The 24,791-nt window shown below is 61.4% G+C and carries 25 protein-coding genes; 9 read left to right on the top strand and 16 right to left on the bottom strand.

Annotated features, from left to right (window positions below):
• Positions 1 to 5: 5 nt before the first annotated feature.
• Both puuE and RMP09_RS03755 read right to left on the bottom strand, forming a co-directional pair.
• Positions 6 to 956 (bottom strand): allantoinase PuuE, encoded by a 951-nt coding sequence (puuE, locus tag RMP09_RS03760; protein WP_310564667.1) that lies wholly within the window; start codon positions 954 to 956, stop codon positions 6 to 8.
• Positions 953 to 1,621: a GntR family transcriptional regulator gene (locus RMP09_RS03755; RefSeq protein ID WP_310564666.1), complete on the bottom strand. Its 669-nt coding sequence runs from the start codon at positions 1,619 to 1,621 to the stop codon at positions 953 to 955. Before RMP09_RS03755 ends, puuE begins: the two co-directional genes overlap by 4 nt.
• 71 nt (positions 1,622 to 1,692) lie before the next feature.
• On the opposite strand from RMP09_RS03755, the gene uraH reads away from it, so the two are divergent.
• Positions 1,693 to 2,046: a hydroxyisourate hydrolase gene (uraH, locus tag RMP09_RS03750; protein ID WP_310564665.1), complete on the top strand. Its 354-nt coding sequence runs from the start codon at positions 1,693 to 1,695 to the stop codon at positions 2,044 to 2,046.
• A gap of 227 nt (positions 2,047 to 2,273) precedes the next feature.
• Here uraH and RMP09_RS03745 read toward each other — a convergent pair whose 3' ends face one another.
• A complete protein-coding gene (locus tag RMP09_RS03745) occupies positions 2,274 to 2,819 on the bottom strand; it encodes a hypothetical protein (RefSeq protein ID WP_310564664.1) in 546 nt (181 codons plus the stop codon).
• A 204-nt stretch (positions 2,820 to 3,023) separates the two neighbouring features.
• On the opposite strand from RMP09_RS03745, the gene xdhC reads away from it, so the two are divergent.
• From xdhC to RMP09_RS03705, 8 genes are all read left to right on the top strand, one after another.
• Positions 3,024 to 3,845: a xanthine dehydrogenase accessory protein XdhC gene (gene xdhC / locus RMP09_RS03740; RefSeq protein ID WP_310564663.1), complete on the top strand. Its 822-nt coding sequence runs from the start codon at positions 3,024 to 3,026 to the stop codon at positions 3,843 to 3,845.
• A gap of 195 nt (positions 3,846 to 4,040) precedes the next feature.
• A complete protein-coding gene (locus RMP09_RS03735; RefSeq protein ID WP_310564662.1) occupies positions 4,041 to 5,237 on the top strand; it encodes a urate hydroxylase PuuD in 1,197 nt (398 codons plus the stop codon).
• Positions 5,238 to 5,365: 128 nt separating this feature from the next.
• Positions 5,366 to 6,472, top strand: a complete 1,107-nt coding sequence (locus RMP09_RS03730; protein WP_310564661.1) for an S-(hydroxymethyl)glutathione dehydrogenase/class III alcohol dehydrogenase — start codon at positions 5,366 to 5,368, stop codon at positions 6,470 to 6,472.
• 2 nt (positions 6,473 to 6,474) lie between these two features.
• Entirely contained in the window at positions 6,475 to 7,383 is a 909-nt protein-coding gene (locus RMP09_RS03725; protein WP_310564660.1) for an alpha/beta hydrolase, read from the top strand.
• A 26-nt stretch (positions 7,384 to 7,409) separates the two neighbouring features.
• Positions 7,410 to 8,276, top strand: coding sequence for an S-formylglutathione hydrolase (gene fghA, locus RMP09_RS03720; protein WP_310564659.1), 867 nt, complete (start codon positions 7,410 to 7,412; stop codon positions 8,274 to 8,276).
• A gap of 65 nt (positions 8,277 to 8,341) precedes the next feature.
• Entirely contained in the window at positions 8,342 to 9,001 is a 660-nt protein-coding gene (locus RMP09_RS03715; protein ID WP_310564658.1) for an HAD-IA family hydrolase, read from the top strand.
• Between the two features lie 19 nt (positions 9,002 to 9,020).
• Positions 9,021 to 9,401 carry a Rieske (2Fe-2S) protein gene (locus RMP09_RS03710; RefSeq protein WP_310564657.1) on the top strand — a complete coding sequence of 127 codons (381 nt, stop codon included), beginning with the start codon at positions 9,021 to 9,023 and terminating at the stop codon, positions 9,399 to 9,401.
• 22 nt (positions 9,402 to 9,423) lie between these two features.
• Positions 9,424 to 10,407: a S49 family peptidase gene (locus RMP09_RS03705; RefSeq protein WP_310564656.1), complete on the top strand. Its 984-nt coding sequence runs from the start codon at positions 9,424 to 9,426 to the stop codon at positions 10,405 to 10,407.
• A 30-nt stretch (positions 10,408 to 10,437) separates the two neighbouring features.
• Here RMP09_RS03705 and RMP09_RS03700 read toward each other — a convergent pair whose 3' ends face one another.
• The 13 genes from RMP09_RS03700 to RMP09_RS03640 all read right to left on the bottom strand — a co-directional run bounded on the left by RMP09_RS03700 (position 10,438) and on the right by RMP09_RS03640 (position 24,788).
• On the bottom strand, positions 10,438 to 11,445 hold the full coding sequence (locus RMP09_RS03700) for an NAD-dependent epimerase (RefSeq protein ID WP_310564655.1): 1,008 nt from the start codon (positions 11,443 to 11,445) through the stop codon (positions 10,438 to 10,440).
• Positions 11,446 to 11,486: 41 nt separating this feature from the next.
• Positions 11,487 to 12,008, bottom strand: coding sequence for a YdcF family protein (locus RMP09_RS03695; protein WP_310564654.1), 522 nt, complete (start codon positions 12,006 to 12,008; stop codon positions 11,487 to 11,489).
• Positions 12,009 to 12,284: 276 nt separating this feature from the next.
• A complete protein-coding gene (locus RMP09_RS03690) occupies positions 12,285 to 13,127 on the bottom strand; it encodes a glycosyltransferase family 2 protein (protein WP_310564653.1) in 843 nt (280 codons plus the stop codon).
• Complete coding sequence (locus RMP09_RS03685; protein WP_310564652.1) at positions 13,128 to 14,264, bottom strand: glycosyltransferase; 1,137 nt, start codon at positions 14,262 to 14,264, stop codon at positions 13,128 to 13,130.
• Positions 14,249 to 14,710, bottom strand: coding sequence for a DapH/DapD/GlmU-related protein (locus RMP09_RS03680; protein WP_310564651.1), 462 nt, complete (start codon positions 14,708 to 14,710; stop codon positions 14,249 to 14,251). The genes RMP09_RS03685 and RMP09_RS03680 overlap by 16 nt, the downstream gene beginning before the upstream one ends.
• A gap of 121 nt (positions 14,711 to 14,831) precedes the next feature.
• Positions 14,832 to 16,115 carry a hypothetical protein gene (locus tag RMP09_RS03675; protein WP_310564650.1) on the bottom strand — a complete coding sequence of 428 codons (1,284 nt, stop codon included), beginning with the start codon at positions 16,113 to 16,115 and terminating at the stop codon, positions 14,832 to 14,834.
• A gap of 21 nt (positions 16,116 to 16,136) precedes the next feature.
• Positions 16,137 to 16,955, bottom strand: coding sequence for a glycosyltransferase (locus RMP09_RS03670; RefSeq protein ID WP_310564649.1), 819 nt, complete (start codon positions 16,953 to 16,955; stop codon positions 16,137 to 16,139).
• Complete coding sequence (locus RMP09_RS03665; RefSeq protein WP_310564648.1) at positions 16,945 to 17,661, bottom strand: glycosyltransferase; 717 nt, start codon at positions 17,659 to 17,661, stop codon at positions 16,945 to 16,947. Before RMP09_RS03665 ends, RMP09_RS03670 begins: the two co-directional genes overlap by 11 nt.
• Before the next feature lie 8 nt (positions 17,662 to 17,669).
• The gene (locus tag RMP09_RS03660) at positions 17,670 to 18,932 is read right to left on the bottom strand and encodes a glycosyltransferase (protein ID WP_310564647.1); all 1,263 of its coding nucleotides are present in this window, start codon (positions 18,930 to 18,932) and stop codon (positions 17,670 to 17,672) included.
• Positions 18,929 to 21,286, bottom strand: coding sequence for a polysaccharide pyruvyl transferase family protein (locus RMP09_RS03655; RefSeq protein WP_310564646.1), 2,358 nt, complete (start codon positions 21,284 to 21,286; stop codon positions 18,929 to 18,931). The genes RMP09_RS03660 and RMP09_RS03655 overlap by 4 nt, the downstream gene beginning before the upstream one ends.
• Before the next feature lie 11 nt (positions 21,287 to 21,297).
• Positions 21,298 to 22,572, bottom strand: coding sequence for a flippase (locus tag RMP09_RS03650; protein ID WP_310564645.1), 1,275 nt, complete (start codon positions 22,570 to 22,572; stop codon positions 21,298 to 21,300).
• Between the two features lie 30 nt (positions 22,573 to 22,602).
• A complete protein-coding gene (gene gmd, locus RMP09_RS03645) occupies positions 22,603 to 23,751 on the bottom strand; it encodes a GDP-mannose 4,6-dehydratase (protein ID WP_310564644.1) in 1,149 nt (382 codons plus the stop codon).
• A 62-nt stretch (positions 23,752 to 23,813) separates the two neighbouring features.
• Positions 23,814 to 24,788: a GDP-L-fucose synthase gene (locus RMP09_RS03640; RefSeq protein WP_310564643.1), complete on the bottom strand. Its 975-nt coding sequence runs from the start codon at positions 24,786 to 24,788 to the stop codon at positions 23,814 to 23,816.
• Positions 24,789 to 24,791 lie beyond the last annotated feature (3 nt).

Raw genomic sequence — 24,791 nt, 5'->3', positions numbered from 1 at the left:
CGGCCTCAGGCGGGGTTCAGCGGGTGCGTGGCCTTCCAGTGCCGCGCGATGTCGAGCCGGCGCGCCACCCACACCCGGTCGTGCGACTGGATGTGGTCCAGAAAGCGCTGCAGCGCGGTGATGCGGCCGGGGCGGCCCAGCAGGCGGCAGTGCATGCCGATGCTCATCATCTTGGGCCGGTCCAGGCCGGCCGGGTCGCCTTCGGCGTAGAGCGCGTCGAAGGTGTCCTTCATGTACTGGAAGAACGGGTCGGCGTGCGAATAGCCCTGCGGCAGCGCAAAGCGCATGTCGTTGCAGTCCAGCGTGTAGGGCACGATGAGCTGGTGCGCGTCGCTGCCGTCGCTCTTGCGCACCTTCATCCAGAACGGCAGGTCTTCGCCGTAGTAGTCGCTGTCGTATTCGAAGCCGCCGAAGTCGGCCACCAGGCGGCGCGTGTTGGGGCTGTCGCGGCCGGTGTACCAGCCCAGTGGTCTTTCGCCGGTCAGGCCTTCGATGATCTGCATCGCCTCGGCCATGTGGGCGCGTTCGATGGCCTCGTCCACGTTCTGGTAGTGGATCCACTTGAGGCCATGGCAGGCGATGTCATGGCCGAGTTCCTTCAAGGCCGCGGTCAGCTCGGGGTGCTTCTGCAGCGCGCTGGCGATGCCGAACACGGTCAGCGGCAGGCCGCGCTGCTCGAACTCGCGCAGGATGCGCCACACCCCGGCGCGCGAGCCGTATTCGTAGATGCCTTCCATGCTGATGTGCCGGTCCGGGAAGGCGGCCGGGTTGAACATCTCTGACAGGAACTGTTCGGAGCCGGCGTCGCCGTGCAACACCGAGTTCTCGCCGCCTTCTTCGTAGTTGAGGACGAACTGCACCGCCACGCGGGCGCCGCCCGGCCAGCGGGCGTGGGGCACGTCGCGGCCGTAGCCGATCAGGTCGCGGGGGTAGGGGGCGGTGCTGTCGTAGATCATGTGGACAGGGCAAGTGAAAGGTCGTTGGTCGGCAGCTTGCGGTCGAAGGTCAGGCCTTCTTCCACGTGCAGGAGGTGTTCGTCCATCAGCCGCACGGCCAGGGTTTCGTCCTTGGCCGCCAGGGCCTTGACGATGTCGGCGTGCTCCTCGTTGGAGTGCTCGGCGGCGTTGGTGCTCTGGTACATGAGGGTGATGAGCGCACAGCGCGAGATCAGCTCACTCAGGAGTTCGGCCAGCACCTGGTTGCCCATCAGTTCGGCCATGCGCACGTGGAAATCGCCCAGCAGCTCGGTGCGGCCCGAGACGTCCTGGCTGGCCACGGCCTGCTTTTCCTGCGCCACGTGTTCGCGCAAGGCCTTGATCTTGGTGGGGGTGACCTGGCGCACGAAAGCACGGGTCATCTCGACTTCGAGCATGCGGCGCACCGCGAACACCTGGCGGGCCTCGTCCACCGACGGCGCGGCCACGAAGGCGCCGCGGGCGGGTTCGAGCCGGATCAGCCGGTTCTGCGACAGCTGGAACAAGGCCTGCCGCACCAGGGTGCGCGAAACACCGAAGTGGTCGGCCAGCTTCTGCTCGGCCAGTTTGGTGCCCGGGTGCAGGCGGTGTTCGACGATGGCGCGGGTCAGCGACTCGACGATCTGGTGGGTGCTGGAGGTTTCCATGGGATCATCATATCCAGAAAAACAAAAAGTGTATACACTTTCGGTAGACCGAACTTGACAAGGACTTCACCATGGGCCTGAGCACCCACGTACTGGACACGATGAATGGCTGCCCGGCCGCTGGCATGGCCGTTGAGCTTTACACCACCGAGGGCGAGCAGGCCACGCTGGTCAAGCGTTTCACCCTCAATCACGACGGCCGCAACCCGGACGGGCTGCTGTACGACAACGCGAGCCTGAAGGTCGGCACCTACCGGCTGGTGTTTGACGTGAAGGGCTATTTCGCGGCCAAGGGCGTGGCTTTGCCCGAGCCGAACTTTCTCAGCCGCGTGGCGCTGGACTTTGGTGTGGCGCACACCGACCAGCACTACCACGTGCCGCTGCTGGTGAGTCCGTGGAGTTATTCCACGTACCGGGGGAGTTGACACGGGATCCCCCGCGCCGCCTGCGGCGTCACTGTCCAGGGTGCGATGCGAGTGGCCCGGCAAAGCCGGTACCACCGCATCTTTGAACAAGTCATTGCGCTCCCGGGGTCTCTCCGGCACGCGTGTCCCGATCCAGGGGCCCCGTGGAACGGGCTTTGCCCGGCCACAGGGGCCGTCCCCCCGCGCAGCAGGGAGGAAGCGCCGTCAGGCGCGCAGGGGGGATTTCTCTACCGATCCCGCTGGCCTTCGGTCAGCGTGTCCAGCTGGAACTGGCCGCTCTTGTCCCAGAGCCAGGTGTCGGTGTAGGTGACGCGACCCAGGCGCTGCGGCACCGGGTAGGGGGCGGCGGCGCGTGCGGTGCGCTCGATTTCGGCGCGAGCCCCCGAGTGACTGGGCGGGCGCAGCCAACTCATCGAGACGATCTGGCCGCGGCCGTCGATGTCCATCTGCATCACGCCCACGCCTTGCAGCAGCGGCGGCATCTTGCCCTTGTAGATGCGGTGGCCGTTCTGCGCGTAGATGTGGCGGGCGCCGTCCTTGCGGTAATCCTGGGCCGACACGGCGGCCGACAGCTTGGTCCCCGGCGGCAGCGGGCTGACCGCGGGTGCCGTGGCCGCGGGCGGGGCCGGGCGCGGTGCGGGCGGGGCCTTGGGTGCGGCCACCGGCGGCGGGGGCGGCGGGGTCGAACAGGCGGCCAGCAAGGCGGCCATCAGCGCGGCCAGCAGACCGCCCAGTGTGGCGGGACGGGATGCATGTGGGGTCGGTTGGGACATGACGACTCTCAGAGGTGGCAGACTGGAAAGCGGGGGAACCGTCCGGCGCCTGCAGCGCCACCGGCCCTTGCGGATGGCGGCCATATGCGCCAGCGTATGCAGTGTATGGCGGTTCAAATCCGGTGCCATGCCATGCGCGCCGGATACTGCCGACTGTTGACCGCACTTACGTTTTTACACGTTTTTATCGCAAACACACCACAGATGAGTCACCACCTGGACGCCTTCCTGAACCGTCTGGCGCTTGAGCCCGCCGTGCTCGTCTCCGTGGCGCAAACGCGCGGTTCGGTGCCGCGCGAGGCGGGCACCTGGATGGCCGTGTTCGCGCAGGACCAGGTGGGCACCATCGGGGGTGGTCAGCTCGAATGGGCCGCGCTGCAGCAGGCCCGCCAGCGCCTGGCCGCTGGCGACACCCGGCCGTGGGAGCAGTCCGTCGCCCTGGGTCCCAGCCTGGGCCAGTGCTGCGGGGGGCACCTGGTGCTGCGCTGCGAGCCCGTGGGCGCGGCCGATGCTGCGGCCTTGCGCCAGCGGCTGCTGCCCCGCCTCACGCCGGTGGCGCTGTTCGGTGGGGGGCACGTGGGGCGGGCGCTGGTGCAGGCACTGGCGCCGCTGCCGTTTGCGGTGCATTGGGTGGACAGCCGCGACGAGGTGTTTCCGCCCGATCTGCCGGACCAGGTGCACACCGAACATTCGGACCCGGTGCAAGCCGCGGTGGCCGATCTGGTCCCAGGCGCGCATGTGCTCATCATGAGCTTCTCGCACGCCGAAGACCTGGACATCGTGGCCGCCTGCCTGCGACGCCAGCGCGAACGCGCCGACCTGCGCTGGGTCGGCCTCATCGGCAGCCGGACGAAGTGGGCCAGCTTTCGGCACCGGCTGGCCGAACGCGGCTTCAGCGCAGCGGAGCTGGACCAGGTCACCTGCCCGATCGGCCTGCCCGGCATCGTGGACAAGGCGCCCGAGGTGATCGCCGCATCGGTCGTGGCGCAGCTGTTGCTGTTGTGCGAAGCGGTGGGTGCGCCCTGACACCGACCCCGCCGGTCCGGGCCGCACCGGATATTTGCTGTTGGAATGTTGGCAAAAAGTGTATACACTTTTGGTTCGGTCGCAGCGGAGCGGGTGGGGCACATCCCCACTCATCGCGGCCCTCAGTCGACTCAGAGCGCCCGCGGTGGTGAGTCGCAAACCCTGACGGACTTTCCGTCCACGTGTTGAGGTGCCATGGAAACCTACCTGCTCGACTGGGCCAATCTGCTGCTGCGCTGGTTGCACGTCATCGTCGCCATCGCCTGGATCGGCTCTTCCTTCTACTTCGTCTTCCTCGACAGCAGCCTCACGCCGCCCGAAGACGAGCAACTCAAAAAAGACGGCGTCAGCGGCGAGCTGTGGGCGCTGCACGGCGGCGGCTTCTACCACCCGGTCAAGTTCAAGGCCGCGCCGCCCAGGCTGCCAGAGCACCTGCACTGGTTCTACTGGGAAAGCTATTCCACCTGGCTCTCGGGCTTCGCGCTGTTCCTCATCTCCTACCTCTGGAGCCCCAGCGTCTACCTGATCGACCCCCGCATCATGGAATGGTCACCGGCCGGCGCCATCGCCGCCGCGCTGGCCTTCCTGGTGGTGTTCTGGTTCGCCTACGACGCGATCTGCCGCACCCTGGGGCAGACCAAGAACGGTGACGCCAAAGTGGGCGCGCTGGTGTTGCTGCTGGTCTGCATCGCGGCCTATGCGGCCACGCAGATGTTCGCTGGCCGTGCGGCCTTTCTGCTCATGGGCGCGATGCTCGCGACCTCGATGAGCGCCAACGTGTTCTTCTGGATCATCCCCGGCCAGCGCACCATGGTGGCCGACATGAAGGCCGGCCGGCCGGTCGACCCGATCCACGGCATCCGCGGCAAGCAGCGCAGCGTGCACAACACCTACTTCACGCTGCCGGTGCTGTTTGCCATGCTCAGCAACCACTACAGCTTCACCTACGCGCACCCGCAGAACTGGCTGATCCTCATCGGCATGATGTTCGCGGGCGCCGCCATCCGCCAGTTCTTCGTCATGCGCCACGGCCACAAGCTCGGCCGCAACCCGCACCCATGGAAGTACGCCGCCGTGGGCGTGGTCGCGCTGCTGGCGCTGATCGTCTGGCTGCGGCCTGCGACGGTGGCGACCGCGGCCGCACCGCAAGCGGTGGGCTATGCGCAGCTGCAGCCGGTGGTGGCGCAGCGCTGTGTGATGTGCCATGGCGAGGCGCTGCAGAGCAAAGGCGTGCGCCTGGATTCGGCGGCCGAACTGAAGAAGAACGCGCAGATGGTCTACCAGCAGGTGGTGGTGCAGAAAACCATGCCGATGAACAACGCCACCGGCCTCACCGAGGACGAGCGGGCCCTGTTTGCGCAGTGGTTCAAGGCCGGCGCGCCCACGAACTAGGCCCCCACGCTCCACCGCTGCGCGGGTCGCTGCCCCCCAGGGGGACTGTTTCGCCTTGGGGCGGCCCGGCGGCGAAACGTTCTGCGCTGAAGTACCCTCAGGGTTTTCCATCCAACGGGAGACCCCACATGAAAACGCGCGCCGCCGTCGCCTGGAAAGCCGGCGAACCCCTGACCATCGAAACCGTCGATTTGCAGGGCCCGAAGTTCGGCGAGGTGCTGGTCGAGATCAAGGCCACCGGCATCTGCCACACCGACTACTACACGCTCTCGGGCGCGGACCCCGAAGGTCTGTTCCCGGCCATCCTGGGCCATGAAGGCGCGGGCATCGTGGTCGACGTCGGCCCCGGCGTGACCACGCTCAAGAAGGGTGACCACGTCATCCCGCTCTACACGCCCGAGTGCCGCCAGTGCAAGTTCTGCCTGAGCCGCAAGACCAACCTGTGCCAGCTCATCCGCGGCACCCAGGGCAAGGGCCTGATGCCCGACGCGACATCGCGCTTCTCGATCGACGGCCAGCCCATCCTGCACTACATGGGCACGTCCACGTTTGCCAACCACACCGTGGTGCCCGAGATCGCGCTGGCCAAGATCCGCGAGGACGCGCCCTTTGACAAGGTCTGCTACATCGGCTGCGGCGTCACCACCGGCCTCGGCGCCGTGATCTTCACCGCCAAGGTGGAGGCGGGCGCCAACGTGGTGGTGTTCGGCCTGGGCGGCATCGGCCTGAACGTGATCCAGGGCGCGAAGATGGTGGGCGCCGACAAGATCATCGGCATCGACCTCAACCCCGAGCGCGAGGCCATGGCCCGCAAGTTCGGCATGACGCACTTCATCAACCCCAAGGATCATGAAAACGTGGTCGACGCCATCGTGCAGTTGACCGACGGTGGCGCCGACTACAGCTTCGAATGCATCGGCAACACGAAGGTGATGCGCCAGGCACTGGAGTGCACGCACAAGGGCTGGGGCCGCAGCATCATCATCGGCGTGGCCGAGGCCGGCGCCGAGATCTCGACCCGCCCGTTCCAGCTGGTGACCGGCCGCAAGTGGGAAGGTTCGGCCTTCGGCGGCGCGCGCGGCCGCACCGACGTGCCCAGGATCGTGGACTGGTACATGGAAGGCAAGATTGATATCGACAGCCTCATCACCCACAAGCTCAAGCTCGAAGACATCAACGAAGGCTTCGCGCTGATGAAGCGCGGCGAGTCGATCCGGTCGGTGGTCGAGTTCTGAGCATGGCGCTGCCGCAGCTGAACGCCGATACCCGCGTGCGCGCCGGCGTGCTCGACGTGGCCTGCCACATGGCCGGTCCCGCCGACGGGCCGGCCGTGCTGCTGATGCACGGCTTTCCCTACGACATCCATGCCTACGTGGACGTGGCGCCCATGCTGGCCCAGGCGGGTTGCCGGGTGGTCGTGCCGTACTTGCGCGGCTACGGTGGCACGCGGTTTCTCGACGCCGCCACGCCGCGCTCGGGCGAGCAGGCGGTGCTGGGTGCGGACCTGCTCGCGCTGCTCGACGCGCTGGGCATGCAACGTGCCGTGCTGGCTGGCTACGACTGGGGCGGGCGCGCGGCCTGCGTGGTGGCCGCGCTGTGGCCCGAGCGCTGCGCCGGCCTGGTCACGGTCAACAGCTACAACCTGCAGCACATCGCCCGTGCCATGGTGCCGGACACGCCTGCCAACGAGCAGCGCCTGTGGTACCAGTACCTGTTCCACAGCGAGCGAGGCCGCGCCGCGCTGACGCAGGACCGCCGCGCGCTGTGCCGCCTGCTTTGGCAGCTGTGGTCACCCACCTGGGCCTTCGACGACGCCACCTTTGAACGCAGTGCCGCCGCCTTCGACCACCCCGATTTCGTGGACGTGGTCATCCACTCCTACCGCCACCGCTTCGGCCTGGTGCCGGGCGACCCGGCGGTGGCCGAGGTGGAGCGCCGCATCGCCACCCAGCCGCCCATCACCGTGCCCACCATCAGCTTCGACGGCACGGCCGACGGCGTGCGGCCCTGGGAGCCCGCGGCCGCCCACGCCCACCGCTTCACCGGCCCGCGCCAGCACCGCATCCTGCCCGGCATCGGCCACAACCTTCCGCAGGAAGCGCCGCGCGCGTTTGCCGACGCGGTGCTCGACCTGATCCGCCGCTGACCACCCCTGCCACAACGAACCCCACCATGGCCCTCGAACGACTCGAACTCCTCAGCGAACACGGCTGCTTTGGCGGCGTGCAGCGTTTCTACAAACACTTCTCGGTCAACCAGATCGGCCTGCCGATGCGCTTTGCGCTCTTCCTGCCGCCGCAGGCGCTGGCCGGCGCGCAGGTGCCGCTGCTGACCTACCTGGCCGGCCTGACCTGCACCGAAGAAACGGCCACCATGAAGGCCGGCGCGCAGCGCCTGGCCGCCCAGCTGGGCCTGGCCCTGCTGTTCCCCGACACCAGCCCGCGCAACAGCGGCATCGACGGCGAGGACCACCACTGGGACTTCGGCGTCGGCGCCGGCTTCTACCTCGACGCCACCGAACACCCCTGGGCCGGCCACTGGCAGATGGAAAGTTACCTGCTGCAGGACCTGATCCCCGGCGTGGTGGCCGAATTCGGGCTCGATGGCCAGCGTCTGGGCATCACCGGCCATTCGATGGGCGGCCACGGCGCGCTCACCCTGGCGCTGCGCCACCCCGGCGTGTTCCGCAGCCTCTCGGCGTTTGCGCCGATCTGCGCGCCGACCCAGTGCCCCTGGGGCCACAAGGCCTTCCTGGGCTACCTGGGGCAGGACGAAACCGCGTGGAAGGCGCACGACGCCAGCCTGCTCATGGCCGCACAAACCGCGGCGCCGTTCCCCGGGGGCATCCTCATCGACCAGGGCCTGGCCGACAAATTCCTGGTCGAGCAGCTCCACCCCGAAGCCTTCGAAGCCGCCTGCGCGCAGGCCGGCCAGCCGCTGACCCTGCGCCGCCACGCCGGCTACGACCACGGCTACTACTTCATCAGCAGCTTCATCGACGACCACCTGCGCCACCATGCCCAAGCGCTGCTGGCCTGACCCCGCACCCTCAGGTGCCTTGGCGGACTGCCGATAATCCGGCGTCCTCCCCTTCCCGCCCGCCCATGCGCCCACGCCAATTCGACCTCATCGCCTTCGACTGGGACGGCACCCTGTTCGACTCCACGGCCATCATCACGCGCTGCATCCAGGCGGCGGTGGCCGATGTGGGCGGCACCGTGCCCACCGACGCAGCGGCCAGCTACGTCATCGGCATGGGGCTGATGCAGGCGCTGGCCCACGCCGCGCCCGACGTGCCGCCCGAGCGATACCCCCAGCTGGGCGAACGCTACAAGCACCACTACGTCGCGCACCAGCACGACATCAGCCTGTTTGACGGCGTGCTGCCCATGCTGGCCGACCTCAAGGCCCGGCACCACTGGCTCACGGTGGCCACCGGCAAAAGCCGCCGCGGGCTCGACGAAGCCCTGCAGACGGTGGAGCTCAAGGGCGTGTTCGACAGTTCGCGCACCGCCGACGAAACCGCCGGCAAACCCAGCCCGCTCATGCTGCACGAACTCATGCGCGAGTTCGGCGTCGCGCCCGAGCGCACGCTCATGATCGGCGATACCACGCACGACCTGCAGATGGCCGTCAACGCCGGCTGCGCCAGCGTGGGCGTGAGCTACGGCGCGCACGAGCCCGACGCCTTCCACGCGCTGGGCCCGCTGCACATCGCGCATTCGGTGCACGACCTGCACCACTGGCTCAACGCCCACGCCTGATCCGTCAACGCAAGACGCCATGGACGCCCAGCCCGACGATCCGCTCATCCCGCTCTGCAACAGCACCGACCTGGTCAACGGCGGCGTGGCCGTCGGCTTTGACGTCGTCTACGGCGGCCAGACCTGCCGGGCCTTCGCCATCCGCTACCAGGGCCAGGTGCACGCCTACCTGAACCGCTGCACCCACGTGGCGATGGAGATGGACTGGCGCCCCGACCATTTTTTTGACGACAGCGGCCGCTGGTTGCTGTGCGCCACGCATGGCGCCCACTACGAGCCCGACACCGGCCAGTGCAGGGGCGGCCCCTGCAAGGGCGGCCTGATCAAGATCGGCCTCGTCGAACACGATGGTGTCGTGCACTGGCAGTCACAATACCTGCTCAAACCCGTGTCCTTCTGAGCGCCTCGCGCCCACCCACCCCATGAACGACGACTTCAACAGCCCACCCGGCAACAGCGGCCACACCGGCAGCCCCAACGCCGGCTGGGAACGCGCCACCATCGAAAAGCTGCTGTTCGCCCAGCTCAAGGAACAGCAGGCCGCGCGCCGCTGGCGCCTGTTCAGCCGGCTGCTGTGGCTGGGCGTGTTCGGCGCCGTGGCCTGGTTTATCTACAACGCCGAGAACATGAACGCCTCGGTCAGCACGCCGCACACCGCGGTGATCGACATCAAGGGCGAGATCGCCTCCGGCGCCGAGGCCAGCGCCGAGAACGTGGTCGCCTCGCTGCACAGCGCGTTTGAAGACGAGGGCGCCCAGGCCGTGGTGCTGCTGATCGACTCCCCCGGCGGCAGCCCGGTGCAGGCCGGCATCATCAACGACGAAATCACCCGCCTCAAAGCCCTGCACGGCAAGAAGGTGTACGCCGTGGTCGAAGAAACCTGCGCCTCGGCGGCCTACTACATCGCCGCCGCAGCCGACGACATCTACGTCGACAAGGCCAGCCTGGTCGGCAGCATCGGCGTGCTCATGGACGGCTTCGGCTTCACCGGCCTGATGGACAAGCTGGGCGTGGAACGCCGCCTGATGACCGCCGGCGCCAACAAAGCCATGCTCGACCCCTTCAGCCCGCAGGACGAAACGCAGAAGGCCTACATCCAGGCCATGCTGGGGGAGATCCACACCCAGTTCATCACCGTGGTCAAAAAGGGCCGCGGCACCCGGCTGAAAGAAACGCCCGACACCTTCAGCGGCCTGGTCTGGAACGGCCAGCAAGCCGTGGCCATGGGCCTGGCCGACGGCCTGGGCAACCTCGACCACGTCGCCCGCGAAGTGGTCAAGGCCGAAGACATCGTCGACTACACCCAGCGCGAAAACGTCGGCCTGCGCCTGGCCAAGCAGTTTGGCGTGAGCATCGGGCAGGGGTTTTACAAAGCGGCCGCGGGAGCTGGTGTGCAGCTGCGCTGAGCGAACTGCGAGCAGCTGCCAGATGCGGGTTCAGATGCCCTTGTAGGCTCGGTACCAGTCTGCCCAGCGCGCCAAGCCTTCGGCCAGCGGCGTGCGCGGCTCAAAGCCCACGTCGCGGCGCAAGGCCTCGGTGTCGGCGTAGGTGGCCTCCACATCGCCCGGCTGCATGGGTTTGAAGTTCTTCACCGCCTCGCGGCCCAGTGCCTGCTCCAGCGTGCCAATGAAGTCCATCAGCGCCACCGGCTGGTGGTTGCCGATGTTGTAGACGCGGTAAGGCGCGTCGCTGCTACCCGGTTGCAGGTTGCCCTCGGCCGGACGCGGTCTGCGCTGGGGCAGGTGGTCCAGCGCGCGCACCGTGCCCTCGGCAATGTCGTCCACGTAGGTGAAGTCGCGTCGCATGTGGCCATGGTTGAACACATCGATCGGCCGCCCGTCCAGAATCGCGCTGGTGAACAGCCAGGGCGCCATGTCCGGCCGGCCCCAGGGGCCATACACCGTGAAATAGCGCAGCCCCGTGGTGGGCAGGTCGAACAGGTGGCTGTACGAATGCGCCATCAATTCATTGGCCTTTTTGCTGGCCGCGTACAGGCTCACCGGGTGGTCCACGTTGTGCGTCACCGAAAACGGCATCTCGCGGTTGGCGCCGTACACACTGCTGGAACTGGCGTACACGAGGTGCTGCACCTTGTGTTGGCGGCAGGCCTCCAGCACGTTGCCAAAGCCCACCAGGTTGCTTTGCACATAGGCCCGCGGGTTCTGCAGCGAATAGCGCACCCCCGCTTGTGCCGCCAGGTGCACCACGTGCGTGAAGCGTTCGGCCGCAAACAGTGCGTCCAGCGCCGCATGGTCGGCCACATCGGCCTGCACAAACCGAAAACCCGGCAGCGACAGCAGCTGCGCCAGCCGCGCCTGCTTGAGCGCCGGGTCGTAGTAGTCGTTCAGGTTGTCCAGGCCCAGCACTTCATCGCCGCGCGCAACGAGCAACTGGGCCACATGCATGCCGATAAAGCCGGCGGCACCGGTGAGGAGGATTCTCATGATCGAAAAGAATGCTTGGAGGTCGCGACATACAGGACGGGTTACGCTTTGTCCGCAACGCGGTAGGCGAACATGCCCAACCACTCGTGAAGGAGAAGATGCCAGTATTCAGCGCCGCGTACCAGAGAATAGCTGGACCAGTTCGGATGGCGCGCGCCCAGGAAGTCGACCGGCAGCGGTGTGACATTCCAGCCTTGCGCTCGGAAAGTGGCCAATGCGCGTCGCATGTGCCATGCCGACGTGAGCAACAGCCATGGCTTAGATCGGTCAACTCCCTCCAGTTGTGTCGTGTTGCGGGCGTTCTCGAATGTGTTTCGTGACGTTCCTTCGAACTCGAAGCGATCTGGGGCAAGCCCCATATCCTTGAAAAACTCTCGAGCCATGTCAGCTTCGGGCCAGCAGCCATCCGGGCCCGCGCATCCTCCCGTGAAGACCATGCGCAGTTCCGGGTTGGACCATGCCAGTGCAACGGTTTGTGTCAACCGCTCGGCATTCGAATTCAGTTGCGCCGAAGAGCGCCCAGATTGCACCGAATCAGGTGAAAACGATCCGCCCAGGACCAATACGCCAGCATAGTCGACCAGCGCTCGTGTATTTGCTTAATGAGATTTCTCGAGTTCGTGCATGACATGCTGAGGCAGTGGGAGCCAACCGACCAGCACCAGTAACAACAGAGCGCCTCCCAACCAATACCGTACCCCTTTGACATCCGGACGCGCTGAATGCCACAACGCGCACAGCATCATCAGCGCCACCCACGCCAGTGGCTATGTCATGAAGTCGCGAAAAAGTGAAGTCATGCAATGTCCAAACAGGCCTCGGCCGAAAAGCGCTATCTCTCAAGGGGCTGCATGCTTTGCCGCCGCTTGTGTGCCCGACTGCACCAACCGAAGCGCTTTGCGATTGCGTTCGCGTCGCGTACGGTCCAGCCACCAACCCCATTTGGAAAAGTACAAGACAGCTGAGCGCAGGTGGTATCCAAGCAGTTTTCGGTTGCGGTAGGAGCCCTTTGCATAGGCATGCACCACTTGAACCGAAGGCAGATAAACGGTTTCGGCCACGTCGCCGATGCGGCGAACCAAGTCCACGTCTTCCATGTACATGAAGAAGCGTTCGTCAAAACCGCCCATGCGGTGCAACAGATCACTTCGGATCAGCAAAAAACAACCCGACAGCGTAGGCACGCGAGATGGCCTGTCCTGCGTGAGACCGTGCATCTCGTAACGCTGGTTAATCTTTGCCTTGATCCGTTCAGACGGGATGAAACGTCGAAGAATCAGATCGACCGGTGTGGGCAGCAGCTTGCACAGGCGCTGCAGACTGCCATCTGGGTAGGTGATTCGCGGCATCACGGCGCCAACTTCTTGATTCGCCTTCAGGAACCGTCCAAGTTCAGGCAGTACATGAGGCTCAAATGAAATGTCGGGGTTCAGTAGCAGGTGCGCGTCGGATGTGCCAGCCGCCATCGCAATTGCACGGTTGTGGGCCTTGCCGAAGCCGAGGTTGTCCCCTGCGTGAACATAGCGAACACGCGGGTGTGCAAACAGCTCGTGTTGTAGCGGGACCATGGAGTTGTCCACCACATACAGGACGCCGTCGCAACCTTCGAGAAAACACCGCATGGCCTGCCCGTATTGGGTCGGGTCGTTGTGGAACAAAACCAAAGAGGCGGAGAGATTCATTCAAAGGCCTTGGGTAAGCAAGTGCCACAGCTGTGGCCAGTCTGCGGCGAATGGGGCCTCGGGGGCAGTGCGGGTCTGTCTTCCGAACGCGTGCTGACCACACGCAATCTGTTCAAACACGTTGGCCCACGCTTGGGCATCGGTTGCCCGAAGAAAGCTCACCGCAGAGCAGTCCCCCACCGTTTCGTGTGCGTATGGAAGATCGGCCACCAGCAACGGCTTGTTCAGCGCCTTCGCCTCTGTGATCGGAAGCCCCCAGGTTTCCAGTCTTGATGGAAACACCACGACATCACAGGAGCGATACGCCTCTGCCATTTGCTGCCTGGTTTGCCTTCCAATGAACCTGATGCCACAAACCGATGAGAACCGTTGGTGCAGGTCGCGTGCGTAGGGGTTCTCTGTGCCGCTCAAGGTCAGCCGCAGTTCTACGGCGCCTCTTGTGGCCGGAGGAAGACGCTTCATGGCTTCGCACAGCACCTCAATGTTCTTGAAAACCCGGGGCAATGCGGGGTACAGCATGACCAGCGGGCGCGACTCACTGAACGGGCCCGCGGTGCGGGGCGGTGGGAGCGCACGGCCCACTTCATCAGGGCTTGTGGGGTAAGCAACCACCACATTGGGGTGTGCGTAGAGGTGCCTGAACGCCTGACGAAGCCAAGCCTGCTGTACCACCACGGTGTGGTTGCGCGAAAGAAACGCGCCATACAAGCGACCGTACAGCAGGTTGAACATTGCGAAAGACGGTTCCAGCCGTGCATCGCGCCAAGTGAGCTTGTGAAACGGCGAAGGGTTGTGGCAATACACCGCCTGGCGACGCGCCTGGACGCGGGGTGTGATGTCATGCAGCGAGAGCCACAAGTCGGGCTTGAGCGACTTCGAAAGACGGCCAAACGCCACCCACTCCAGCCACAGGCGGGTGAACCATGAACGTTTGGACTGTGGGAACGCCAGTGTCTCGATCCGTGGATTCGTGATCAGGTCTTTGCGATGGACCAGTGCGGTGATCTTCCAGTCGGCAGGCAAGCAATGCGCTGCAGCCTCCAGGCTTTCCTGCAACACCGTCAGCGGACCACCTTCGCTGAAGTTGACGGCGGAAACCACCAAATGCTTTTGCTTGTGCATCAGACCCGCTTCCATTCGTGGGTGTTGGTGTCCCATTTGCGTATCACCCTGGCCGGATTGCCTGCTGCCACACACCGCGCCGGGATGTCCCTCGTCACCACAGAACCGGCCCCGATCACCGCACCGTCACCAATGGTCACGCCCGGTAGCACACATACCGACTCTCCAATCCAGACATTCTTGCCAATGCGCACGGGCTTTGCGTGCAGCGGACGCTGAACTGGTGGCGTGTCTGGACCGTCTTTCAGCGCATTTCCATCAAAACGACCGTGATTGTGGTCTGAGATGAAGACGCGACTTGCAATTAAAGTGTTTTCGCCAATTGAGACGTGAACGGCAGCGGCAATGTGAACATAATCATTGACTTGAACAGAGTCTCCAATGGATAGAATAACTTTGTTGGGCTCAATTGGGAATGCATCAAGTCGTAATCCCGGTCCGCATGTCAAGCCTTTGCCCAACTTAATGAACTTTCTCCCCCTAATGTAAACGGGGCGACGAATAAGCCGCGATTTTGGGTGGAGTGCTTTGGTGAGTGCAAGATCCTTTACAAGTCGAATACTACCGAGTAGTCCATATGTGCTAAGAATAGTCATTGCTATTAGGTGTTAGCCTTCGAGTAGACCAGATGAGGATCCGGGAAAAGATTATTGTAGGTGTGAGGAACAGGGCGAAATCGAAGATCCGATTGATCATTAGTGAATCCTCTACTGGTAGCGTCATTGATAGACCAGCCAGTGTGGCAGCAATGGTGTAGGACGTAAGATTCGAATATTCTCTTTGAGAAAATATTCTGCGGAAGAACGCGATCGCCATGCCAATAATGGTCGAATAAGCTGCGGCAAAGACTGTTCCAAAGAATATTTCGCCTTTTACATAGAAGGGTACATTGGGGCCGAGAGAGTCAGAGAGCTCTTGGCCGACTCTTAGTGAGAACTGAACGAAATCATTTCCTATCGGTGCGGAGTACGGCACTAATCTTGTGGCACCAAGTATCCCGCCAAAAAGGTGCATTGGATAGCTGTGTGGGGGGTGAATTGATTTGAAGTGCTGTCTTAACTCAGAATCACTCCAGTACAGTAGTGCGTCACCAAAATATAGCAGCCGAGTTCCCAGCGCAATGGCTGCTTCAGTTATGTCATCTGACTCAATAAGAAAAACGGCTAAGACGGGGACTGCGGCAATGATCAATGTGTAACGAGATAGGCTCCGTGTATGCTCCTTGATGGAGTTGAGCTTGTTGTTCAGGAATGGATTTTTTAAGAATAAACCAATTGCAAAAACTATTGGTAGCAGTGCAGATTTGCTGCCGTTTAATATTGCAACTAATGCTAATGAAGTTAGGTATGTAACTGCAATTTTGCTTTGATTGAATAGTATCCAGAATACTGAGCCCATGAATAGAAATGTTCCCAGCCCCCAGTTGAGGCGGCGAACGATTCCTAGGCCATCTTTCAAAGACTCAGATTTTTGCAGCGACGGGTCAATGGAAAAAAGCGGAACTCCTGCTCGTTGCCATGCGAATATGTTTGCAGTGATAACAAGCAGCACTCCGGTTGTTATGATGATGGAAAATGATGCATCTTTGCGGATGCGATGCTCTGTCTTTGTGGTGTCTCGATTCTTAGACGAAGGGGATGTGATGAAAAATCCGAGCCAGAAAAAAAACAGGTAAATTGCAACGCGTGAAAAGATGTAGGCGTCATTTACCAAAGTTGCTGCCAGCGTTACAGCGAAGGACGATGTAACGATAAAGTATGTAAGCGGATCGAGGATGCCAGATAAATGTCTGCGAGTCACATGCGCCTGTATAAATAAGGCGATAATAAAAGTTAAAACTGCAGTCGTGATATTAATTTCTAACATCTGGCGCTCATCCGGCGGCTTCTATTGTTTATTTAAGAAAGATAGGGATTTGTGTTTGAGCGCGTAGATAATAGAAACTATGCTCATTACGATGATGTTTAGGGCGCGTTGATAGTATGGGTGTTTCTCGTAAATCCATGTATATGCGCTTTTCATCTCAAGAAACTTGGAGGCCTTGTTCTTGCTGGTTGCTCCGAAGAAGCTTAAGTCGTGATCAATTGTTGTGTCCATAATGAAAAACTCCTTTCGGCTCCTCGCATATGTAACCATGAACTGGGTGTCTGTTCCGTAAAATCGCAGGCGTTCGTCGTAGCCAGAAAAGTCGCCTTTTAGGTATTTTCCGGATATCATCATCCCGCTGTTGATTGCGCAGCGAAACTTGCTGGATTGGATGCCCTTGCGGGGTGTCATCCAGTATCTTCCCCAGCCATAGAAGTAAGGTAATGGACTGACAAAACGTCCGTTTGCTCTTATGGTTGGCAGGAATAAGTCTATTTCTGGATGTTGGCTTGAGTGTCGAGAAAAGTGCTCGAAAAAATCACTGGGAATTTCTGAATCTTGATCTAGAAGCAGCAGGAACTCCGTGTGATGTAGATGCTTTTTTATGACTTTGTTATAGATGGTTGAAAGACCAAAATTCTCTGGTGTGGATATATAGGTCGCCTGTTCGAAGTTTAATGCAAAGGACTCATTTGTATGATGTGGTTCCGGTGAGTTATCCCAGATCAATAGGCGTACTTTTGCTGAGGTTTTTCGTGTGGCTGCTAATGTTTTATACGAGGTTGTTTCGACTGGTATTTGGCCGTAAACGATGATTAGTGCTAGTATTTCATTTTGCATATGATCTCGTTTTTGCCTTTAGGCCTTGCCATTTGAAATGAAGCCAGCATGCTGTCAACCAAATCCAACCCCGGTTTTTTTTTACTATTTCGTATACTTCTCGAAAGTATTTTGGGTTGTTTGAAATCCCATCCTCTTCGTGCGAGGCGATAATTTCGTTGGTTATTGCGATTTTTCTGTAATCTGATGAAATTTTTTGATTGACATCAAAATCGGCAAATACTCTGTATGTGGTGTTGTAATCAGGCGAGTGTTGTTTGGAATAAAAGCAACCTTGATGGTGCAAGGTGTTGTGATAATTTAGGCTGAATCCGTTGGACGGGGAAAAAGTGCCTGTTTTGGTTCTATGCACTCGCCCTGCTACGCAGACGACATTGGTGGGCATGGAGGCAAGTGTTGAGATCGGAATATGAATCAAGCGATCGCCCACATTTATGTGAAGCAAGAAGCGGCCACTTGCCATTTTTTTTCCCTTGTTCATTGCATCGTAGATGCCTCTGTCCCGCTCGCTGACCCAATAGGCCAGGTGGCCTGCGTATTCCGCGATGATGTCCTGAGTGCCATCGGTCGAACCCCCATCAATGACGATGTATTCCACTTCGTCACTCAGATGCGGGACGATGCTGTCCATCGTGGCTCGCAGTGTTTTGGCGCCGTTGAACACCACCGTGATGATGGAGACGATGGGGTGGTTATGAGTGGTCATGGGGAGGATCAGGTAGACGCACTTGTCGCCAGTGCATACACCTGTTCATATCTCTGTGCTGCTTGAGTTGGCGAATACCGCTCAGTGGCTGTCCGACGAATCGTTTCACGCGCTGGGGGGTGTTGAAGCATGCTCGCCAGCGCGTCACAGAAGTCTTCAACCTCGAATGGTCGTGCCAAGGCGCCCGTGTTTTGCGGTGCGATCAGATCGGTCATGCCGCCCAGTGCAAAGGCGACACACGGCGTGCCACAGGCCATGGCTTCCACCAGGGTATTGGGCAGGTTGTCTTGCATGGACGGGGCAGCAAATACGTCTGCGGCTGCGTAGAGGAGAGCCAAGCTGATGTCGTCGTGCAGGTGGCCCATGTAGTGGGCTGGCAGTCCCAGGTCTATGGGCTGTTCTGGCTCGCTGGCACCGAATATGAGCAGCTCTGTGTTGTGACCGATGCCGTTGCGTGCAGCCAGTTGTTTCAGGGCGGGCTGAAGTAGATGAAAACCCTTGCGGCGGTCGCTCGTGCTGGCCATGGCACCAAAGAGGATGTAGCGCTTGTCGGGGTCCAGGTTCAGGATCTGCCGAGCCAGTCTGCGATCAAGCGGTTTGAAAACGCGGGTGTCCACGCAGTTGGGAATGACGTGGCAGGGTTGTTGGCCCATCAGTGCACTCTGGCGCGCGCAACCGGCCAGCCATTGGCTGGGGCTGACGAGGTGGAAGCGTTTGCCTGCCCAGGCTTTCTTTTTGTGGCGCCAGACGCGGGCGTCGATGTCCGCTCCCTGGTAGCTGGACGGGCGGGAGGCTGCGGTGTAGCCGTTCAGGTAGCGCCCCGGGTAGTCCAGGTCGTCGTAGTGCTCTGCACCGCAGAACGGCCACATGTCGTGCATGGTCCAGACCACGGGCTGTCGGATGCGACCAATCTCGTTGATTGAGAGCATTTCTGCGCCCAGCCAGTGCAGGTTGACGATGTCGAAGTCGCTTCGGTTGATCCAGCGGCCCAGACCGCTGTTGAAGCGGTTCATGGAATGCAGAACCGGGTTGGACGGGGTCTGCTGGCGTTCAAGTGTTCGGACGGAGAGCGCGAGCTTCAGCCGCTGTGCCAGTTGTGCTAGCTTGCTGAGGGGCGCATGGACATGGGGCGACGGCTCGGTGCGGTGCAGAACGAGCATGTGACTGTCCATGCCCGCCTCACGTTGGGCGATGTGCAGTCGATGGGCGGCGCGTGCGGCGCCTCCGACTTTGTCACTTGTGCAGACGTGCAGGATGCGCAGCGGCTTCATGGGGCAGATTCGGTGTCACGCACAGCAAAGCCGAGAGCCGGTAGCACGGCTTGCATGGCTTTGGTGAATGAAGGAGCAAACCCGGGTGCCTGGGGGCGAGGTATGTCAAGCAGCGCGGAAACTTCCCGCACGATGAAGGCGGCGTCGAGCTCGCTCAAGCTGCAGTAGGGCACGCCGAAGCGTTCGGCCAGTGCATGGACTTTGCCTTGGCCGAGTGTGTAGTCGATGGCTACGGTGGGCACTTCAAGTCCTAGCGCAAACACCACGGAGTGAAAGCGCATGGTGAGCGAAACGGTTGCCTGCTTGAAGGCGTGGCAGTAGTCCATGGGGGCGAGCTCCGCCCCCAGCAGGGACAGGTCGAGGTGGCTGGCGAGCTTGTCATTTCCCCGGAAAAGGCGCCGGTAGTACCAGCGGTCGTCGTCACCAAAATGGTTGGTGCACATGGGCAGGGGGCGTATGACCAAGTCTGGGTACTGCTCAACGAGCAGACTCAGCGCATCCAGCACGGCCTTTTCGTAGCGCTGCTTGGCTTCGAGGCAGGCCTCTTCGCTCAGGTGGCGCGCATAGGTCACGTAGGGGAAGTCGCGCAGCCCAAGCAGCAGGACTTTGCCCGCGTCGTCAGGCTTCGTTTGGTTCAGTGCCTCACGCTGCGTTGCCAACCATGTGAAGGCGGGGTCTTCTGCCACCAGGTCCGCATGGACATCTACTCCCAGCTTGGCAGCGATGCTGCGTGACTTTTCGTCGCGGTAGATGCGTGCGTCGGCGCGTTGGAGAATTTGCCCGATGGCTGCGTCGTGCCACGCCGCTCCGAGTGGGCCTACGCCGCATCCGGCCACCAAGGTTTTGCGGCCGGCATTTTTGGCCGCCTCGAAGATGGCCAGCATATCGGCGGTTTCATCAATCGCCATCAGAGGGCCACCGCCGAATACCGCCAGATCCGCTTGGGCTGCCAGTTGCACGCCTTGTTCGCGGGTCACGACGTGGACGCCTTTCAGTTCGTCCATCTGGCGCCGGGTCATTTCACTGACGTAGGGGAATAGAGACACGAGCACGACGTCGACTGTCCCGAGGTGGTCCCGCAAGGCCTGCAGCACCCCACCGAGGATGCCCTTGTCGCCCAGGGTTTCTGTCCCGTACCAGCCGCAAATCAGCACGCGCATGCCGTTGCCGCCCGCGGGCCAGGGTATGGCGGTGTTGCCCAGTGTGCGGAGTCGGTCGATGTTGGCGGCAAACTGCTGACTGCGGCGGCGATCACTTCTCAGAATGCGGCGATAGGCACCTTTGAGAAGGTTTTGTGCGTGCAATTTGTTGGCCACTTGCATGGCGAACTGTTTGACGTGTTGGCCGCGTGGCGGGATGCCGACGTAGTCGTGGTTGCAGCTGTCGCAGTGGTTCCGGATGATGTCTTTGAGATGGTCTTCGTTCCCGAAGTACCGTTGTTCGCTGTTGTGTTCGGTGATGTTCCCGAGTACCTTGCTTTGCACGGCGCAGTAGAGCAACTCACCCTTGGACGTGATGGTGGCGCCGCGGTGCTTCCAGTCGCAACCAGCCTTGCGTGGGGCGTGGTGAACGATCTGGTCGATCAGCGAGCGATAGAAGAATTTTTGGTGCTCGCTGGTTTCGTAGTGGGCGATCAGGCCTTCGAGAAACTCGGCGATGTGGTATTTCTCGGTGGCATCCAATGCATACGGGTCGAGTAGGTTCTGCGTGTACAGCCGTTGGTGTGGGATGCCCAGCCTGTACTTGATGTACAGCCCTTTGGATTGGCAGAACTCGAAAAGGTCGCTCAGGCCATAGACGTTTTCTTTGATGATGGTGCAGCCAATGCGCACGTTGTGCACCAAGGGGGACGCCTGGGCGAACTCGATGACATGCTGGGCCCGCTCAAAGTTGCCGGGTTTTCCGCGTACCTTGTCGTGCACTTCACCGAAGCCATCGAGCGAGATCATCACGTCGAGCATGCCGCCGTGTTTTTTGACCACCTCGCCGACGTCTGTGATCCGGGCGATCACTTCATCGTATTTGTAGGCATTGGTGATCAGGGATATGGAATGCAGCTTGGGCAGTTCTTCGAACAGTACAGCCGTCAGTTCACCCAGGTCCTTGCGCAGGGTGGGCTCGCCACCGTTGAGGCCAACACCGGAGACTTCACTGAACAATGGGTTGCGCAGTCCCAACCGGAGTTGCTCAGGGGTAAGGTCATCCGACTTTTTGTTTTCCCAGATGCGGCACATCTGGCATTGAGAGTTGCAGATGTCGATGACAGGGAACTGGAGCACGATGGGCTTTTCCAGCGGGAATGGGCGTGCGCTCAGCAGGTAGCTTGCGGTTTTGTATAGGGTGTTTAGGTTCACGGATGGTCTGCCTACTTCCAGATCAGAAGAAGTGCTTTTAGTTTGAGCACGCCGATGTGGCGAGTCTGCGGGTTCATGAAGTCGCTCAATAGATATGCCAAGCTGAGCGACAGGAGGGTTCCGACTGCGGCTCCAACGGGACCATGGCGCGGGATCAGGTAGAGGTTGAATGCAATGTTTGCCACAGCACCCATGACATTGCGGGTGAGGTTCAGCATGGGTTTTGATTCGGCCATGATCCAGGAGCCAGATGCCGTACCCAGCGAGACGAACAGGCCGCTCCAGACGAGAATCACCAAGATAGAGGCGGAGTCTTGGTATGCCGAGCCAAATAGTGTGTTGATCACCCACGGCGCGAGGAGCATGACCAGTGCGGCGACCACGTACGACACCGCTACCAAAGCCACCATCAGTTGGTGGATGCGCTTGAGGTAGAGCGCCTTGTCTTGGGTGCGCTGGCGGACGATGGCCGGGAACGACGACGCGACCAATGCACTGGGAATGAAGTACCAGGATTCAGCCAGTCTCGATGCCACCGAGTACTGACCGACGGCAGTGTCTCCGAGCATGTTACCCAGCATGATCTGATCAATGCGCATGAAGACAAGGCAGGCAAACCCCGCGAACAATTCTGGCCAGCTGTGTGCAATCAGTGTCCAGCCGTAGCGCATGTCAACGTCCTGTGGTCGCGCTTTGATGCCAAATGAACGACTGGCGATCCACAATGCCAGCGCGCTGCCCATGGCCTCGAGTGAGGTGACCACAGCAAAGAGCACCACGTCCGCGTTGTTCAGAAGCAGTACGACTTTGATGCACAGAAATGCAAAAAAACTGATGCTGCGCGCCACGACGCTGTAGCGGGAGGCTGTCTTGGACTGGAAGTAGAGGTCCAGAACGTCAAATGAACTGAATGCAATGGTGGCGGCGACAATGCTGACGAGCAGAGGACGTCCCTGGTCAAAGGCAAGGCATATCGCCACCGTCACCACGTAGCAAAGCAAGGAAAACAACAGGCGCCAAGCGAGTGTGGTCGCCACCATGCGCCTTGCAAAAGCCTCATCGCTGGCGTGTAGCGTTAACTCCCTGACGACGGTTCTGGTGAGGCCAAGCGTCGCAAAGATACCGATCAGTGAAGACAGCGCCAGTGCGAGGCTGAGAGCCCCGTAGTCGCTGGGGCCTAAGTGGCGAGCGATCCAGATACCGATGAAAAGGCCCGCAATCATCCTCACAACCTGCTCGGCTGCCATCCAGCTGGAGTTCTGGAGGATTTTTCTGAGCCCTGACATCTATCGAACCTGATTGCTGGTTACTTCGGATCAGCTGCGTGCTTCCGAGCTGATGCTGGTCGCCATGCCGTGAGAGCGCAATAGCGCATGCCGGCGGGCTTCGATTGAGTCCGCCATAACCATTTCTGTGATCATTTCCTTCAGTGTGATCTGTGGACCCCAGCCGAGCTTGGCCTTGGCTTTGGACGGGTCGCCCAGCAGGGTTTCCACTTCGGTGGGTCGGAAGTAGCGCGGGTCCACCTTCACGACCGCGTCGCCCACCTTGAGGCCGGGGGCCTTGTCGCCCTCGATGGCGGCAACGATGGCCTGTTCGTTCACGCCTTCGCCTTCAAAGCGCAGGGTAACGCCCAGTTCTTGCGCGGCCATGCCGATGAACTGGCGCACGCTGTACTGCACGCCGGTGGCGATGACGAAGTCTTCGGCCTGTTGCTGCTGCAGCATCATCCACTGCATGCGCACGTAGTCTTTGGCGTGGCCCCAGTCGCGCAGGGAATCCATGTTGCCCATGTACAGGCAGTCTTCCAGGCCCTGGGCGATGTTGGCCAGGCCGCGGGTGATCTTGCGGGTGACGAAGGTTTCGCCGCGGCGCGGGCTTTCGTGGTTGAACAGGATGCCGTTGCAGGCGTACATGCCGTAGGCCTCGCGGTAGTTCACCACGATCCAGTAGGCGTACATCTTGGCCACGGCGTAGGGGCTGCGCGGGTAGAAGGGGGTGGTTTCCTTCTGCGGGATCTCCTGCACCAGGCCGTACAGCTCGGAGGTGCTGGCCTGGTAGAAGCGCGTCTTCTTCTCCAGGCCGAGGATGCGGATGGCTTCGAGCAGGCGCAGGGTGCCCAGGGCGTCGACGTCGGCGGTGTATTCGGGGCTTTCAAAGCTCACGGCCACGTGGCTTTGCGCGCCCAGGTTGTAGATCTCGTCGGGCTGCGTTTCCTGCACGATGCGGATCAGGTTGCTGGTGTCGCTCAGGTCGCCGTAGTGCAGGTGAAAGCGTGCGTTGTCGATGTGCGGGTCCTGGTAGATGTGGTCCACGCGCTGGGTGTTGAATTGGCTGCTGCGGCGCTTGATGCCGTGAACGATGTAGCCTTTTTCCAGCAAGAACTCGGCGAGGTACGAGCCGTCCTGGCCGGTCACGCCGGTGATGAGGGCGACTTTGGGTGTTGTGCTTGTGGCTTGGGTCATGGGTCGTGCGATATTTTGTTTGAGCCATTCGACAGGTTCAGGGCGAACGGATACGCAGGCGCTCAGGCCCGGTGTTGCAGGAAGTCTTGGTAGGCCAGGGCCAAGCCAGAGGTGAGGCCCACCTTGGCTTGCCACCCCAGGCTGTGCAGGCGCTGGCTGTCCATCAGCTTGCGTGGCGTGCCGTCGGGCTTGGTGGGGTCGAAGGTGATTTGCCCGGTGTAGCCCACGGTGGCGCCCACTGCGCGGGCCAAGTCGGCAATGGAGATGTCGGACCCATAGCCCACGTTGATGTGGTTGAGCATGGGCTGGGTGTGCTGGTCGTAGGTGGCCTTGGGCAGGTTCATGACGTGCACGCTGGCGGCGGCCATGTCGTCGACGTAGAGGAATTCGCGCATGGGGGTGCCGCTGCCCCAGATGGCAACCTCGGGTGCGTCACTGACCTTGGCTTCATGAAAGCGGCGGATCAGTGCCGGGATGACGTGGCTGTTTCCCGGGTGGTAGTTGTCGCCCGGGCCATACAGGTTGGTGGGCATGACGCTGCGGTAGTCCACACCATGGCTGTCGCCAAACTGGCGGTTGTAGCTTTCGCAGAGTTTGATGCCAGCGATCTTGGCGATGGCATATGGCTCGTTGGTGGGTTCGAGCGCGCCGGTGAGCAGAGCGTCTTCGGCCATGGGCTGGGGCGCCAGCTTGGGGTAGATACAGCTGCTGCCCAGAAACAGCAGCTTTTGCACGCCGTTGCAAAACGCCGCCTCAATCACGTTGGCCTGGATCATCAGGTTCTGGTAGATGAAGTCGGCCGGGTAGGTGTTGTTGGCGTGGATACCGCCTACCTTGGCGGCGGCCAGGTAGACCTGGTCTGGGCGTTCGGCTTTGAAGAAGGCTCGGACGGCGGCTTGGTCGGTCAGGTCAAGCTCGGTGTGGGTACGGGTGACGATGCGTTCTGCCGGGTGGCCATGTGCCAGCAGGCGTCGCACGATGGCTGAGCCCACCATGCCTCTGTGGCCGGCTACGTAAATTTTCGAGTGTTCTGTCATGTT

The organism is Hydrogenophaga sp., assembly GCF_031426985.1.
Taxonomy (GTDB): domain Bacteria; phylum Pseudomonadota; class Gammaproteobacteria; order Burkholderiales; family Burkholderiaceae_C; genus Hydrogenophaga.
This window is presented reverse-complemented; position numbering and strand designations above follow the sequence as displayed.